At 51.0% G+C, this 14,514-nt stretch carries 13 protein-coding genes and 1 riboswitch; of the genes, 7 read left to right on the top strand and 6 right to left on the bottom strand.

Annotated elements, in window-relative coordinates; genetic code table 11:
• Positions 1 to 312 precede the first annotated feature (312 nt).
• On the top strand, positions 313 to 1,239 hold the full coding sequence (locus BTA51_RS09015; protein WP_094707100.1) for a glutaminase: 927 nt from the start codon (positions 313 to 315) through the stop codon (positions 1,237 to 1,239).
• Positions 1,240 to 1,257: 18 nt separating this feature from the next.
• Here the strand turns inward: BTA51_RS09015 and BTA51_RS09010 are convergent, their stop codons facing one another.
• Together BTA51_RS09010 and BTA51_RS09005 are read right to left on the bottom strand one after the other, a co-directional pair.
• Complete coding sequence (locus BTA51_RS09010; RefSeq protein WP_246840980.1) at positions 1,258 to 2,010, bottom strand: GMP synthase; 753 nt, start codon at positions 2,008 to 2,010, stop codon at positions 1,258 to 1,260.
• 20 nt (positions 2,011 to 2,030) lie between these two features.
• Positions 2,031 to 2,945 carry a MurR/RpiR family transcriptional regulator gene (locus BTA51_RS09005; protein WP_094707099.1) on the bottom strand — a complete coding sequence of 305 codons (915 nt, stop codon included), beginning with the start codon at positions 2,943 to 2,945 and terminating at the stop codon, positions 2,031 to 2,033.
• Between the two features lie 289 nt (positions 2,946 to 3,234).
• On the opposite strand from BTA51_RS09005, the gene BTA51_RS09000 reads away from it, so the two are divergent.
• The 4 genes from BTA51_RS09000 to BTA51_RS08985 all read left to right on the top strand — a co-directional run bounded on the left by BTA51_RS09000 (position 3,235) and on the right by BTA51_RS08985 (position 8,055).
• Complete coding sequence (locus BTA51_RS09000) at positions 3,235 to 4,605, top strand: glutamine synthetase family protein (RefSeq protein WP_094707098.1); 1,371 nt, start codon at positions 3,235 to 3,237, stop codon at positions 4,603 to 4,605.
• A gap of 194 nt (positions 4,606 to 4,799) precedes the next feature.
• The gene (locus BTA51_RS08995) at positions 4,800 to 6,203 is read left to right on the top strand and encodes an aldehyde dehydrogenase family protein (RefSeq protein ID WP_094707097.1); all 1,404 of its coding nucleotides are present in this window, start codon (positions 4,800 to 4,802) and stop codon (positions 6,201 to 6,203) included.
• Positions 6,204 to 6,205: 2 nt separating this feature from the next.
• Positions 6,206 to 7,378: an iron-containing alcohol dehydrogenase gene (locus tag BTA51_RS08990; protein ID WP_094707096.1), complete on the top strand. Its 1,173-nt coding sequence runs from the start codon at positions 6,206 to 6,208 to the stop codon at positions 7,376 to 7,378.
• 386 nt (positions 7,379 to 7,764) lie between these two features.
• Entirely contained in the window at positions 7,765 to 8,055 is a 291-nt protein-coding gene (locus BTA51_RS08985) for a hypothetical protein (RefSeq protein WP_094707095.1), read from the top strand.
• Positions 8,056 to 8,495: 440 nt separating this feature from the next.
• On the opposite strand, the gene BTA51_RS08980 is transcribed toward BTA51_RS08985, so the two are convergent.
• Entirely contained in the window at positions 8,496 to 9,482 is a 987-nt protein-coding gene (locus BTA51_RS08980; RefSeq protein ID WP_094707094.1) for a response regulator, read from the bottom strand.
• Between the two features lie 427 nt (positions 9,483 to 9,909).
• Between BTA51_RS08980 and BTA51_RS08975 the strand changes: the two genes are divergently transcribed.
• Both BTA51_RS08975 and BTA51_RS08970 read left to right on the top strand, forming a co-directional pair.
• On the top strand, positions 9,910 to 10,395 hold the full coding sequence (locus tag BTA51_RS08975) for a YajQ family cyclic di-GMP-binding protein (RefSeq protein WP_094707093.1): 486 nt from the start codon (positions 9,910 to 9,912) through the stop codon (positions 10,393 to 10,395).
• Positions 10,396 to 10,503: 108 nt separating this feature from the next.
• On the top strand, positions 10,504 to 12,078 hold the full coding sequence (locus BTA51_RS08970) for an MFS transporter permease (RefSeq protein ID WP_094707092.1): 1,575 nt from the start codon (positions 10,504 to 10,506) through the stop codon (positions 12,076 to 12,078).
• 55 nt (positions 12,079 to 12,133) lie between these two features.
• Here BTA51_RS08970 and msrA read toward each other — a convergent pair whose 3' ends face one another.
• The 3 genes from msrA to ribB all read right to left on the bottom strand — a co-directional run bounded on the left by msrA (position 12,134) and on the right by ribB (position 14,175).
• Positions 12,134 to 12,754 carry a peptide-methionine (S)-S-oxide reductase MsrA gene (msrA, locus tag BTA51_RS08965; RefSeq protein ID WP_094707091.1) on the bottom strand — a complete coding sequence of 207 codons (621 nt, stop codon included), beginning with the start codon at positions 12,752 to 12,754 and terminating at the stop codon, positions 12,134 to 12,136.
• Entirely contained in the window at positions 12,751 to 13,275 is a 525-nt protein-coding gene (msrB, locus tag BTA51_RS08960) for a peptide-methionine (R)-S-oxide reductase MsrB (protein WP_094707090.1), read from the bottom strand. Before msrB ends, msrA begins: the two co-directional genes overlap by 4 nt.
• A gap of 240 nt (positions 13,276 to 13,515) precedes the next feature.
• A complete protein-coding gene (gene ribB / locus BTA51_RS08955) occupies positions 13,516 to 14,175 on the bottom strand; it encodes a 3,4-dihydroxy-2-butanone-4-phosphate synthase (protein WP_094707089.1) in 660 nt (219 codons plus the stop codon).
• Between the two features lie 106 nt (positions 14,176 to 14,281).
• Positions 14,282 to 14,425: riboswitch (FMN riboswitch) on the bottom strand.
• Between the last annotated feature and the right edge of the window lie 89 nt (positions 14,426 to 14,514).

Below are 14,514 nucleotides of genomic sequence, written 5' to 3'. Positions count from 1 at the left end.
AAATTTTCGGAACGTTGAGCAGGTTCCTCTTGTCGCAGCCAGATGAAAAAATAAGTTCAATAAACACTCTAAGACTAGTGCATATCCCGGTGTATTAAAAAAATTAAGGCTGTAATGGACAATGCAGACTACCATCAAGTGCATATCGGTTTTGTTTGGGTCTGCTGATAGACTTTCACGTGCATAATTCTGAAGAAGGGGATATAAGCCTTTTCCACCATTGTCGCGGTGATTCACTACTATATATTCGCCCGTGTTTGAATCGGCTTCCGGAAGCCGCCCAGCAGTAACATAACAACGATAAGAGGCGCCATGAATCTGTCCAAGTCTGACATGCCTGAGATCCTGGAGCGAATCCACAGTGAAGTGGTTCTACATTATGGGGAGGGGAAAGTGGCCAATTATATTCCTCCGTTGTCCCAGGTGGACCCACGCCAGTTCGGTATGGCCATTCGCTGGGTGGATGGAGAGGAACATAGTATTGGCCAGGCAGACAAGGCGTTTTCGATTCAGAGTATCTCCAAGCTCTTCGCTCTGATGCTGGCACTGGACATCGTCGGCGATGACCTGTGGAAGCGGGTGGGCAGAGAGCCTTCGGGGATGCGGTTTAACTCGTTGCTGCAGTTGGAAAATGAATCAGGCATCCCGCGTAATCCTTTCATTAATGCCGGTGCTATTGTGGTGACGGATACCATCGTTTCTCACAGTGCCTCTCCGGTGAAACGGCTTGAGCAGTTTATGGCTTCCCTGTCCGGCAACCCCGATAATCGTTATGATCCTGCGGTTTACAATGCTGAGGCGGCCACCGGGTTTCGTAATGCGGCTATCGCCAATCTTCTGAAGGCAATGGGCAATCTGGAAGGCCAGGTGAATGAAGTTCTGGATGCTTACTTTAAGCAGTGCTCGATGACCATGTCCTGCCGGGATCTGGCGCGAGCGACTGAATGTCTGGCCAACAAAGGGAAATCCACGTTCCGTTCCCATTTCCATGGCGAGTTAATGGATAAGCGTATTAATGCGCTGATGCTGACCTGTGGTTTATATGATGCTGCCGGAAACTTTGCCTATCAGGTGGGTCTGCCGGCCAAGAGCGGAGTGGGTGGCGGTATCGTGGCGATTGTCCCGGGGCATTGCTCTGTGGCGGTCTGGTCTCCGGAACTGGATGCCTATGGCAACTCGGTGTTGGGGCAGCGGGCATTGGAACTGTTGACGACATACACCAACAGTTCCATTTTCTGACGACGCTGAGGAGTCCCTTTACTGCCCGCAGGATTTATTGTCTATTGCTTCGGCAATAAAATTCAGTATCCATTGAGCCGCTTCATTTTTATCCGGCGCCTGCTGCAGGGAGGCAATTCCTTCACTGAAGGTTTTGTTTCCCAGGATTTGTTCCCGCTTTTCCATCAGCCCTTTGGAGTAACCGGCGCTGAACTCCGGGTGTCCCTGAAAGGTCAGTGTGTTGTTGTCGATCTGGACAATATCATTGGGACAGAAGCTGTGTCCTGCCAGGCATTTTGCGCCGGGGGGAAGCTGTGTTACCTGGTCCTGATGACTCACCAGCAGATCCAGCTTGCCAAGATGTGGCTGCATCCAATTCTGCGGTGCTTCCACATTCGCTCTGTGCAGGCCGACTCCCCAACCTTTATCAGACTTAATCACTTCGCCCCCCAGGGCTTTCGCCAGTAGCTGATGGCCAAAGCAGATTCCGACGACAGGTCGGCCTGAGTGATGCAGGGTACGCGCCAGATCGAGTGCCCGGTGAATCCAGGGCTCGTCATCGTAGACACTCCACTTGCTCCCCGTAAACAGCCAGGCATCGCATTCGTCAGGTGACTCGGGAAAGTCCATTTGCGTCAGATCGTAGTCCCGATACTGTAGTTCCGGTGCAACTTCACCAAACAGGTTTCGGAACATTTCCGGGTAGTCTCCGAAATTGGCCTGCAGATCAGGCATGACATGATCGCACTGCAGTATCCCTAGCCTGAATGAATAGGGGGGTTGTTTCTTCATGATCACCCTCATATTGGCTGTTAATCCCGTTTCTGAAACTGGGAGCGAATGTGTTCGAGGTCACCGATACGGTCCGTCAGCTGGTCCCATTTCCGGTTGCTTAGAGCGGCCACAAAGGTTTCCATCATGGCGCTGATCGACGTCAATGAATCCCAGTTGGACGGGGCTTCGACATGAGCTACCAGTACATGCTGGGCAACCCTGGCGATGGGGGATAACCATTGGTCGGTGACAAGAATGACGCTGGCGCCACGCTTGGCGGCTTCTTCGGCGAAAACCACAACTTCTTCCTGGTAACGGCGGATATCAAACACCACTACGACACAGTTCTTGTCCATATCCAGCAGGTATTCCGACCAGGAAACCGGCAGGCCGTTGATGTGGCGAACTCTGGGACGCAGCGCCCGCAAGTGCATGTAGGTCTGCTTGGCAATGGCATCGGTAAAGCGTCCACCGATCAGGTATACCTGTTGGTTAACGTCTTCCAGCAGGGCCAGGACGCCTTCAAATTCATTTTGCGATATAGAGGCCATGGACTGCCGTATGTTGTTGCAGATGGCATCTATATAGATGTTCTGAAAGTCGGTTTTGTCCCTGACTTTCTGTATATCCGGGTGGCGTTTGGCTAATGGTGATTTGAGTCGGGCATCCAGTTCGTTACGTAACTCATCCTGAAACTGGGGGTATCCGCTGAAGCCCAACTTGGAAATAAACCTCAATATTGTGGGATGACTGACTTCGGCTCGCTCAGCAAAGCGGGCGAGTGAATCCAGGCCTACGACGGGGTAGTTGGTCAACAGCAGGCGCGCTGCCTTTTTCTCGGAGGGGGTCAGGGTTTCCAGTTTACGGTGAATCAGCTCAGCAATCGACAGGCCGTCTTCCCGAACAGTGTTCTCTGATTCGGAGGTTTCTGGGGGAGGGGAGTTTTCTGTCATGCTACGCTACGTACCGAAGATTTATTAATTTGGGTATGTACAAATATGTACATTTAGGAGATATTATATATCACGTGTGTACAATATTGTACAAAATAATCGGCAAAAATAATAAACCGGTTCTTGACGGGCAATAGAGAAAAAATACCTGACTCCCTCGCCGCACCTGTGGAATGGGATGGACTGAATCGGTCACTGATGCAGTAATTGAACTGAATTCTGAAACTGTGAGTTTACGGAAGCGGATTGTAGCTGTGAAGCGACCATTGCAATGACAGGAGAGAATAATATGCAGCCCAGAGATGTGAAAACCATCGCTGATGCCAAAAAGATTATTGAGGAACGAAATGCCCAACATGTAAAGGTGGGTGTGTTTGATGTTGATGGTATCCTGCGCGGAAAATACATGAGCAGGAAAAAGTTCCTGTCGGCGTTGGAGTCCGGTTTTGGTTTTTGCGATGTGGTACTAGGCTGGGACTCCAATGATCAGCTGTATGACAACACCACTTTCACCGGCTGGCATACCGCTTATCCTGATGCCTGGGTTCGTGTTATTCCCGATAGTTGCAGGGAAATTCCCTCTGAAGACAATATTCTGTTTTTCCTGTGTGAATTTGAGAACCGTGCGGAAAAGATCTGTCCGCGTGGATTGCTGAAGCGGGTACTGGATAAAGCTGACAGCATGGGGTTCACGGCCAGTGCTGCCTGTGAATTCGAATTCTTCATGTTCGAGGAAACTCCCCATTCAGTGCGTGAAAAGAACTACACCGACCTGAAGAACATTACACCGGGCTTTTTTGGTTACTCGGTGCTGCGCAGTTCTGTAATGGGTGATTTTTACAAAGACTTCATGAGCTACTGTGACAACTTCGATATGGGAGTGGAAGGCCTCCATACGGAGACCGGCCCAGGGGTTCTGGAGGCAGCACTGACTGTCGATCAGGCACTGGCTGCGGCGGATAAAGCAGCACTCTTCAAGACATTTACCAAGGTGTACGCACAGCGCCAGGGCTGGATGGCCACTTTCATGGCAAAATGGTCCAAAGACTGGCCGGGCCAAAGCGGCCACATGCATATTTCATTGCAGAACAAAGACGGCAGCTCGGCTTTCCATGAGGAGGGCAAAGATGAGCACAACATGTCGGATACCATGCGGTATTTTATCGGTGGCCAACAGGCATTGATGCCTGAACTGCTGTCGATGATCGCCTGTACGGTGAACAGCTATACCCGCCTTATTCCCGGGTTTTGGGCTCCGACGTCGGCTTCATGGGGTATTGAGAACCGTACCTGTGCCTTGCGGGCAATCCCCGGTACACCTAAGTCGCAAAGGGTTGAATACCGGATTTCTGCAGCGGACATTAACCCCTATATTGCCCTGGCTGCCGCATTAGGTTCTGGTTTGTGGGGGATTGAGAACAAGATCGAACCTGATGCTCCGATAGAAGGAAATGCCTATGAGAAAACGTTCAGTAAAGAACGGGATCTCCCCAGAACCTTAATGGAAGCAGCCGGTCGATTACGTGAGTCAACCGCAGCGAAAGAGCTGTTCGGAAGCGAATTTGTTGAACATTATGCGGCTACCCGTGAGTGGGAAGAGCGGGAGTTTCGTAAGGCCATTACCGATTGGGAGATGCGCCGTTACTTCGAGATTATTTAGTAGGTTCAAGGTATCTAGCAGGTTGAAGGTATCTAGCAGGTTGAAGGTATCTAGCAGGTTGAAGGTATTAGACTGGATTTAATACAGAACTGGGCGAAGCCATTGCTCGATGTGGTTTCGCCCTGGGTGCTTTTTAATACAAACTTTAAATCAAATTCATCACAAACTTTATATCAAACGTCGTGGAGTAAACCATGAGTGAAATGGCACGAATAATCAGTCCGGTTGACGGATCAGTGTTCGCCGAAAGACCTTATGTTTCGGCGGAGGAAGCCCGGGAAAGTGTCGCTAAAGCCGCAACAGCGCAAAAAGCCTGGCAACAGGTGTCACTGGATGAGCGTATCCGTATTCTGAATGCGGCCATCGATATCCTGGCGGAGGAAACCCAGGACCTGATTACCGAGCTGGCCTGGCAAATGGGGCGGCCGGTATCCCAGGGAGCCGGAGAGGTGCGCGGCTTCAGTGAGCGTGCCCGCTATATGCTGGAAATTGCCCCCAGGGTATTGGCACCGATCGAGATGCCGGAGAAGGAAGGATTCAAGCGCTATATACGTCGTGATCCGGTTGGGGTGGTGATGGTAATTGCTCCCTGGAATTTCCCTTACATGACCGCAGTGAATTCGGTGTGGCCAGCACTCGTGGCCGGTAACGCGGTAATTCTGAAACATGCGCAACAAACTTTATTGTGTGGTGAGCGAATCCAAAGTGTGCTTGAAAAGGCCGGGCTGCCGGAAGGTTTGTTCCAAGTTCTGCACATGAGTCACCAGACCACATCCGATCTGTTGAAGTCTCCTGAAATCCGTTTCGTGAACTTTACCGGGTCCGTGGGTGGAGGTCTCAGTATTCAGCAGGCTGTTGCAGAAAGCGGCAACTTTGCCGGTACCGGTCTGGAACTGGGAGGCAAGGATCCTGCGTATGTCCGCGCCGATGCGGACATCGCCGATGCCGCAGTCAATCTGGCAGATGGGGCATTCTTTAATACCGGGCAGTCCTGCTGTTCCATAGAGCGTATTTATGTCCACGAAAGTGTGTACGATGAATTTGTCGAGGCATTGGTCGAAGAAACCAAAAAACTGATGCTGGGTAACCCCCTGGAGCCGACAACGTCACTGGGGCCACTGGTAAAAGCAAGTGCCGCTGCCTTTGTCCGTGGGCAGATTGAAGAAGCCGTTGCGGCCGGTGCCAAGACCCTCATTAACCCTGCTGATTTTCCCGCTGATGAAGAGGGCAGCCCTTATATGGCTCCGCAAATCCTGGTCAATGTGAACCATGATATGCGCGTGATGAAGGAAGAAAGTTTTGGTCCGGTGGTTGGCGTTATGCCTGTCAGCTCGGATGAAGAGGCAATTCTTCTGATGAACGACTGCGAATTTGGCCTGTCCGCCTCCATCTGGACCCGTGATCTTGAGGCGGCAGAAAGTCTTGGCGCCCAGGTAAATACCGGAACCTTTTTCATGAATCGATGTGACTATCTGGACCCATCGTTGGTATGGACAGGGGTCAAGAATACTGGGCGTGGCGCGTCTCTCTCTGAATTGGGGTACGACGCACTGACCCAGCCTAAAAGTTTCCACCTTAGATTGCCTTCTGGAGCCTGATTATGAGTTCAGCACAAACCATTACTGCCAACTGGGGAATTCCCAATCGAATGCTGGTGGGTCCGGGGCGGTTGCAAGAGCTGCCGTCCTTATGTGAGGAGCTGGGATATAAGTCGCCTTTGCTGGTGACAGATAAGGGACTTAAGGATCTTCCCATGATCACTGAAACTCTGGCATTGCTGAAAAATGCCGGGCTTGGTGTTGACCTGTTCGCCGATGTTGCCGGTAACCCGGTAGAAAGCTCTGTCAGCGCGGGGGTGGAAGTCTATCGTACGGGCCAGCATGACAGTGTTATTGCATTTGGCGGCGGTAGTGCTTTGGATGTGGGCAAAGCCATTGCGTTTATGTCCGGGCAGACCCGTCCGATATGGGATTTTGAGGATATCGGCGACTACTGGAAGCGGGCGGACGTTAACGGTATTGCCCCGGTGATTGCCGTACCGACGACGGCGGGAACAGGCTCTGAAGTCGGGCGTGCTTCGGTAATTTCCAACGAGCAAGAGCATCGCAAGGTCATCGTGTTCCATCCCAAAATGCTACCGGTAGCGGTCATTCTGGACCCGGAAGTGACAGTTGCACTACCTCCACCCATTACGGCTGCAACAGGTCTGGATGCTTTTATTCACTGTTTTGAAGCCTATTGTGCACCCGGATTTCACCCGATTGCCGAAGGCATTGCCTTGCAGGGGATGCGTCTGATTGCGGAAGCTCTGCCGGTAGCTTATGAAGATGGTGCTGATCTGGTTGCCAGAACTCACATGTTAGCGGCTGCCAGTATGGGAGCGATCTCGTTCCAGAAAGGCTTGGGAGGTGTGCATGCCATCGCCCATGCGGTTGGTGCCATGTATAACACTCACCATGGTCTTACCAATGCGATCCTGTTGCCCTATGTGATGAAGCATAATCAGAGCGCCATCGAGCATCGCATGACTCCTGTTGCTCAGGCGATCGGTCTGCAGGACACGTCTTTTGAATCTGTCTTGGCGTGGGTGCTGGAATTCCGCAGGCAGCTGGGAATTCCGCATACGCTTCGTGATATCGATGTTGCGGCCGATCAGGCGGAGGCCGTTGGTGAGCTCGCTGCTGGAGATCCTTCCGCGGGCGGAAATCCTACTCCGGTCAATGCCGAAGATTTAACCCAGGTATTCAGGAATGCGGTAAACGGCATTATTTGATAACCGAACCCTCGGTAGAGTTTTGACCTCACTTCTGTGGGGTCTTTTTTTAGGCAATAAAAAAGGGCAACCCAAACGGGTCGCCCTAAATAAACCTTGTGGGACAAGATAACAACCAACCTCAGTGAGGGCCCAAAAAGCAGCAGGGGTACTACACAACCCCCTGCTCTAAATGGGGGATACTACTCAAATCCACGATTTAAATATTAATAGACGAATCCCTGATATTCAGTTGTTTCTACGTAAGCTGTTGTTAGTCTTTTGTAAAGTTATCAGGTAGTTGGACTAACATGTATCAGATATGTATGTTGCACATTGAGTTCTTTCTGGCGCTAATCACTGGAACAAGCTGCTTGAAGGAAAATTAACTGGCTATTTTGGGGTTTATGAAAAAAATACTTGGAACCTATGACAGCGCCAGCTGCGTTGCAGCGCTTTGGATGCTGAGTTTTATGCTGCCTGTACCGATGAAATACGGGATCGTCGAGCATTCCATGATGGGCTGGATCAGTATCCTGATATTCATCCTGGTCGGGGTGACTCTTAGCTTATACAGAAGAGGCAGAATTGTGGATGGAAATTGGGCTGTTTCCGACCTGATCGCCTATTTTCTGGTGCCGGGAAGTCTGTTTACATTCACCACAGTTGCGGTACTGACCAACAAGTTGCGGTACTGACCAACAAATAGTGGGGTAGCGGGATCCCAGTGGAAGTTTTTGGAGATAAATAAACAAATGGGGCAGCAAACTACGCCACCCCGAACTCTGTAAAGAGAATGGAAATGAAACAAAAGGCAAGGAAACTGTGAATAGCCACTTAAAAGAAGCAAGGGGTTACTACTAAGATCCCCCTTGCTTGTAAGTGGGGATACTACTCAAATCCACAATGAGAAGTTTAGGAAAGTCCGACGGGAGATTCAGTTGTGTTTGGGTAAGCTGTTGTGGTGTTTTGTAACGATCAGGAAACTCTGTGTGCGGGTATTTGCTGATATGTGCCGATAATCTCTGATAAGTTGAGAATTACTGAGATAAACGAAGAAGCTGCTATAGGCCAAGAAGGCTAAGAAATAGAAAGAAGAAAGGCCCCGAAGCATGATGTCCTCGGGGCCGGGAAGGGCTTATTCGGATTCTTCTGTTTCCAGAGTCACTTCAGGCCAGTGGCTGATGGAGATGGTCCCTGTGTCGAAGGCATATTGCAGCTGTTTCAGGGCCACCCTTTCCACTTGTTGGGCATTGGGCATCGCTGTACTGCCGTCTATGCCGATAATGCTGGTGCCGGCCTGTACGGATATAAATCCGGCTGTGGTCTTAAAGGCCTTGTGGTTGATGCCATCATGAATGCGTCGGAAACAAGTGCTGGTGCACTGATCGAGGGAACTGAACTGACTGATGATCGCCAATTGGTTCTCTGAAATTCGGCATACGGTGTCCAGTGGCCGTGTGAGGTGACGTAACCTGCGTGCCACCCCGTTCGCAACCTCTTCCACAATGGCAGGATTATATTGCTTGCGGATAGACTGCCAGTTACGAATGCCGATCAGAACGTAGCTTGCCGCACCGCCGCGGGATTCCGTCTGTCGCAGCATATCAGCCAGACGCTCCCGAGCCAGCCTCTGATTCCCCAGGCCGGTAGAGAGATCCAGTACATTACGTTCCTGCAGTTCTTGGTTGTTATCCATCAACAATTGATTGGCAAGCAACAGGGTGTTCTGCATGTCCGAAATACGGTCTGCTGCAAATACCCGGGGCAGCAACTGTTTGTTCATCTCGGACTTATTAATAAAATCATCCACACCGCGATCGAAGGCTTCGGAAAGAGCTTCAACGCCTTCTTTGGCTGTCAGCAGAATGATATACGTGAAATGGTTGGTGGCTTCGTCAATCTGGCGAACCCTTTCTGCCAGTTCCAGACCGTCCATTTCCGGCATCAACCAGTCGGCGATCAATACACTGACGGGCCTTTGCTCCAACATGGTGATTGCAGAAGCGGCATTGTTGGCGATCCGCACATCGCGGTAGCCGGAATTTCGCAGGGTTTTTGTAATAATGGCGCTACTGAATTTGGCGTCATCCACAACGAGAATGGAAAGGTCTAAGTTCGGCATGCGTTTAATTTTCCGATCCGATTTATGATTATTTGGACTTCCTGGCATTGAATTTATGGGCCTCATTTGTACTTCAAGTCAGGCTATCGGCTTCTTACCCTCCATTGGTTGCCTCGGTTTTGCTCTCTCAATAAAGCCCAGCAAACAATGCCAAAAAGTACAGCCTGACTTCCAAAATGGCAATCATAACGGTTTGTGGTTTTTTTTCTATGAGCCATTCGGCGAAAATTATCGGTTTGATAAAATTTGTAACTGTTTTACAGTTGCCCGTTGTGGATGAAAGACACAACCGGAATAGTTTTAAGTGTGGATGAAAGACACAACCGGAATAGTTTTAAGTGTGGATAAAAGACACAGCTTGAGACCTTGATGCTGTAATTGAAAGACGCAATTTAAGAATTGATGAAAAAGACCCCCAGGAGAGATCATGCCCTCATTTGATATTGTTTCTGAATTCGACCGTCATGAATTGACCAATGCGGTGGATCAGGCTAACCGTGAATTGGAAACCCGTTACGATTTCAGGGGCGTGGAAGCATCATTCGAGCTGACTGAAAAGTCTGTAGATATGCAGGCAGAACAGGATTTTCAACTTGAGCAGATGTTCCTGATGCTGACCACCACCATGTCCAAGCGCAAGGTGGACCTCCGAACCCTGGGTGAACCCTCAGACACCAAATCCGGCAAACTGGTCAAGCGAAGCTATCCGTTGAAAGAAGGTATCGACCAGAAAGCGGCCAAGGACATGGTGAAGAAGATCAAGGAAAGTAAGATCAAGGTTCAGGCCTCTATCCAGGGCGACCAGGTCCGGGTGAACGGCAAGAAGCGTGACGATCTGCAGGAAGTCATGCAACTGCTGCGGGCTGACGAGAGTATCGAACTGGCTCTGCAGTTCACCAATTTCAGGGATTAAGTGGACCCGCCCCGGATCACCGGGGCATTGCTGCTACTTAAACAGAGCTACACCTGAACCAAGCTATACCCAAACAGAATCCAACACCTCCAGAATAAGGCTTCCACATTGTCAGAATCTGCCAGCTGGCGCGATAGTCTGCGTTTATACAAGGACAAACGTCTCCTTACTATTTTTCTGTTCGGAATATCCAGCGGCTTCCCCTGGGTGATGATCGGGTCGGCCATATCGGCCTGGCTCAAGGAAGCTGGATTCTCCCGCTCTGAAATTGGTTTCTTTGGCGTCGTATTCGTGGCTTATTCGGTGAACTTTCTCTGGTCGCCGCTGGTTGACCGGGTGCGTCTTCCCTTGGGAGGAAGATGGCTGGGGCAGCGCCGAAGTTGGATATTCCTGACCCAGGGAGTGGTGGTGGCCTGCTGCCTGCTGATGTCACAGGTGGATATTCTCTCCCAGCTTGCGCTGGCGAAAAGTATTGCGTTGGCTTTGGCGCTGTCTGCTGCGACCCAGGATATTGCTATTGATGCCTATCGAATAGACATCATGCCGGAGGGGGACGGGCGTCGAATGTCGGCAGCATCCGCCATTACCACAGCCGGTTGGTGGACCGGATATGCCGGGCTCGGAGCTGTACCGTTCCTGTTTGTTGGTGACCGGTTCAGTTGGGCGGACAGTTACCTGTTGATGGCTGTGGTGGTGGTACTGCTGATGGTTTGTACATTACTGGCGAAAGAGCCCCCGTCTAATCGTGAAAAGGAGCAGCAAAGCGCCCAAAATCGATATCTCTCAATATTTGTTCAACGCAGTGAACGTGCAAGCCTCGGATTGGTCGGGCTGATCGGACTAGCCATAGTCATCGGTATTTGGGCGATCCTGGGGCGGCCGGGATTATCGTTTTCATTTCCAGGCATTGAGTGGGCAATTGTTTCGCTGGAAGTGGCCATTGTTGCCTGGGTTCTACGAACTCTGTTGAGATGGGAGCGAGAGGGGAGTGCGTCAGTCTATACCGGAACATTCAAATGGCACCACAAGACACTGGGGTGGCTGCTGTCCACCTTTTTGGAACCTTTGGCAGAATTCTTCCGCAGAAACGGCGTAAAACTGGCGGTATCCATTCTGCTGTTTATCTTCCTGTTCAAAATCGGTGAGGCCTTTCTCGGACGTATGTCGATCGTTTTTTACAAGGAAGTCGGGTTCTCCAATGAAGAGATCGGTCTGTATTCCAAAGCGACCAGTTGGTGGGTCACCATCCTGTTCTCAATAGTCGGAAGTATGGTCAATATTCGTTTCGGCTTGTTCAGGGGGTTGTTGATCGGCGGTATCGCCATGGCGGCGAGTAACCTGATGTTTGCCTGGCTGGCGATGGTCGGCCCTTCCACTGATCTGTTGCTCGCTGCAGTGATCGTTGATGGCTTCACTTCTGCCTGGTCCACGGTGGCCTTTGTGGCATTTCTTTCGGTGATGTGCGACCGGGCATTCACGGCCGCACAGTATGCGCTGATGGCTTCTCTGGGAACGCTGGGTAGAACTTTATTGGCAACCTATAGCGGAGTGCTGGTGGATTGGCTGGATGGAAATTGGGCCGTATTTTTCGTCATTACTACGCTGATGATTATCCCCAGTCTGGTCCTGCTGCTACTGCTTCGCCAGCGATTGGCAAAGGTTTTGGATCAGGTGAAGCAGTAGTTCTGCGAAAGCCGGTTTTGCTTCTATTTGCTTCTAAGAGCACCAGCTTTCGGCGTCAATGATTGGGCGTCCAGCCGGCTTTGTCTCCCCAAACCTCTTCCAGGCGGGCGTCACGTCCACATCCATACCGGTAGAGCTTGTAGCGGATGGGATTCTTTTTGTAGTAATCCTGATGGTATTCCTCAGCTTTCCAGAATGTGCCGGCAGCACTAATCTCTGTTTGAATCGGGCCTTTTAAAATACCGCTGTCCGCCAGTGCCTTCCTGCTGGATTCTGCCATCATTTTCTGCTGATCGTTGAGATAGAAAATCACTGAACGATATTGATGTCCACCGTCACAAAATTGGCGGTCTTTGGCCAGTGGATCAACCGAGTGCCAGAACACCTCCAAAAGTTGTTCATAGCTGACGATATCCGGGTCATAGCCTACTTTAACAGCTTCAGCATGACCGGTGCCTCCGGCGGAAACCTGTTTGTAAGTGGGATGGTCCACATGGCCTCCGACGTATCCTGAAATGACATACTCCACCCCTGAGACCTTTTCAAAATCTGATTCAGTACACCAAAAGCAGCCACCGGCAAAAATCGCTTCTGAAGTCTCCGCCGCTTCTGTGACTGAGGCAGTGAAAAGCAGTAGAACCGGGAAGATGGCTGAAAAAATATGTTTAAGATTCATGAACGTAACTCCGGTAAGGTTTCTGAGGCAGGGACAAATCGAAGAGCAACCCCATTGTTACACCAGCGCTGTCCGGTGGGCTTGGGCCCATCGTTGAATACATGCCCCTGATGTCCGCCGCAGCGGGCACAGTGATACTCGGTGCGGGGGATCAGCAGCTTCCAATCCCGGGAGGTTCCTGTATGGCCTGCAATGGGTCTGAAAAAACTGGGCCATCCGGTGCCGCTGTCAAACTTGGCATCGGAGCTGAACAGCGGCAGGAAGCAGGCGGCACAGACATAAGTACCTTCACGCTTCTCCTTATTCAGTGGGCTTGACCAGGGGCGTTCAGTTGCTTCTTCAAACAGGACATCGTATTGCTGCCTGGTCAGCAGCTCTTTCCATTCGGTCTTGGCTTTCTGGATAGGGGGGAAGTCTCCGGAACCGGTATTCTGGGGGGCAGTGGCCGCGCTACCATTTCTTCCAAGGGAAAGTGCGACGACTGTGGAGATGGCTCCTCCGATGAAAATTCGCCGGTCCATAATCTGTCTCCAGGCAATGTATGTAGTAGGTTGGACAGCGAAAGATAAAGAAAATTCCCTGGAGCGCAGGGTAGCGAGGTAGAGCGGTTTAATTAACAAAGGATGTTAGGTGAGAAGACGCTAAGATGAGAAAAGTATCCGAGCAAAAAAGCATACAGGTGAAACAGCATACAAGTGAAAAAGTGCCCACCGGACTCTTCTGAAGAGTTGAATAGTAGGCACTTCTTCTATTTGAGGTGATTAGCCTGTCTGGCCGAGAATATCTTCTCGGTACCGGACCAGATCTTCAATCGTGAGTACCGGCATCTCATGTTGTCTGGCAAATTCTATGATCTCGGGCAACCGTGCCATGGTTCCGTCCGGATTCGTCAGCTCGCATAACACCCCGGAAGGTTGCAGGCCTGCAAGACGCATCAGATCCACAGTGCCTTCGGTGTGTCCTCGTCGAGTGAGTACTCCTCCCGGTTGGGCTCTGAGGGGAAAGACATGACCGGGATGGGCCAGATCCTCTGGTTGGCTGTCACCTGCAATGGCGGTACGGATAGTGGTAACCCTGTCTGCGGCGGACACTCCGGTGCTGACGCCTTTTCTGGCTTCAATAGAGACAGTAAAGGCGGTTCCGTTTTTACTGGAATTATGTGTGACCATCATGGGGAGCTGCAGGCGCTTGATAACCTCGTCGGTCAGGCATAGGCACACGATCCCGCTGCATTCCCGGATAAGCATGGCCATTTGAGATTCCGTTATGGATTCGGCAGAGAAAATCAAATCCCCTTCATTTTCACGATTTTCATCGTCGACCAGCAGTATACCCTGGCCGTGACGAAGGGCTGTGAGGGCGTTCTCTACCCGAGTCGTGGGATTGCCAAAGGAGGCGAGTAATGATGTTGGCTGATTCATGGTGTCTCCTGAATGAGTTGCCAGAATCAGGGCGTTGGGAAGCCGGCCTGTAAAGGCTGGCCAATAGGCGTACGAATGCCGGGGACCAAGTCCAGGCAATATGAAGCCTTATCCTCTCCCATCCGGACTGTGACCGTCGGCTCCGGCTTTTCACCGGATCTGCTGACCCTGTCATATCGACAGGCGCTCGCGGGCTCGCCCGTTGGGGCATACCGCCGGTAGGGAATTTCACCCTGCCCTGAGAATAAGTGGTTAATGTCTCGCTTCTGAGAAGCCGGGGAAGAATACCCTATTGGAGAATTATCTGACAAGTCGACGTATGTGCCGAGCGATGAAATA

The organism is Hahella sp. CCB-MM4 (assembly GCF_002260525.1).
Taxonomy (GTDB): domain Bacteria; phylum Pseudomonadota; class Gammaproteobacteria; order Pseudomonadales; family Oleiphilaceae; genus Hahella.
This window is presented reverse-complemented; position numbering and strand designations above follow the sequence as displayed.

What these genes read in the sequence shown, in the direction of transcription:
- BTA51_RS09015 (WP_094707100.1), top strand. Translation starts at nt 313, where the DNA reads ATGAATCTGTCCAAGTCTGACATGCCTGAGATCCTGGAGCGAATCCAC.
- BTA51_RS09010 (WP_246840980.1), bottom strand. Translation starts at nt 2,010, where the DNA reads ATGAAGAAACAACCCCCCTATTCATTCAGGCTAGGGATACTGCAGTGC.
- BTA51_RS09005 (WP_094707099.1), bottom strand. Translation starts at nt 2,945, where the DNA reads ATGACAGAAAACTCCCCTCCCCCAGAAACCTCCGAATCAGAGAACACT.
- BTA51_RS09000 (WP_094707098.1), top strand. Translation starts at nt 3,235, where the DNA reads ATGCAGCCCAGAGATGTGAAAACCATCGCTGATGCCAAAAAGATTATT.
- BTA51_RS08995 (WP_094707097.1), top strand. Translation starts at nt 4,800, where the DNA reads ATGAGTGAAATGGCACGAATAATCAGTCCGGTTGACGGATCAGTGTTC.
- BTA51_RS08990 (WP_094707096.1), top strand. Translation starts at nt 6,206, where the DNA reads ATGAGTTCAGCACAAACCATTACTGCCAACTGGGGAATTCCCAATCGA.
- BTA51_RS08985 (WP_094707095.1), top strand. Translation starts at nt 7,765, where the DNA reads ATGAAAAAAATACTTGGAACCTATGACAGCGCCAGCTGCGTTGCAGCG.
- BTA51_RS08980 (WP_094707094.1), bottom strand. Translation starts at nt 9,482, where the DNA reads ATGCCGAACTTAGACCTTTCCATTCTCGTTGTGGATGACGCCAAATTC.
- BTA51_RS08975 (WP_094707093.1), top strand. Translation starts at nt 9,910, where the DNA reads ATGCCCTCATTTGATATTGTTTCTGAATTCGACCGTCATGAATTGACC.
- msrA (WP_094707091.1), bottom strand. Translation starts at nt 12,754, where the DNA reads ATGAATCTTAAACATATTTTTTCAGCCATCTTCCCGGTTCTACTGCTT.
- msrB (WP_094707090.1), bottom strand. Translation starts at nt 13,275, where the DNA reads ATGGACCGGCGAATTTTCATCGGAGGAGCCATCTCCACAGTCGTCGCA.
- ribB (WP_094707089.1), bottom strand. Translation starts at nt 14,175, where the DNA reads ATGAATCAGCCAACATCATTACTCGCCTCCTTTGGCAATCCCACGACT.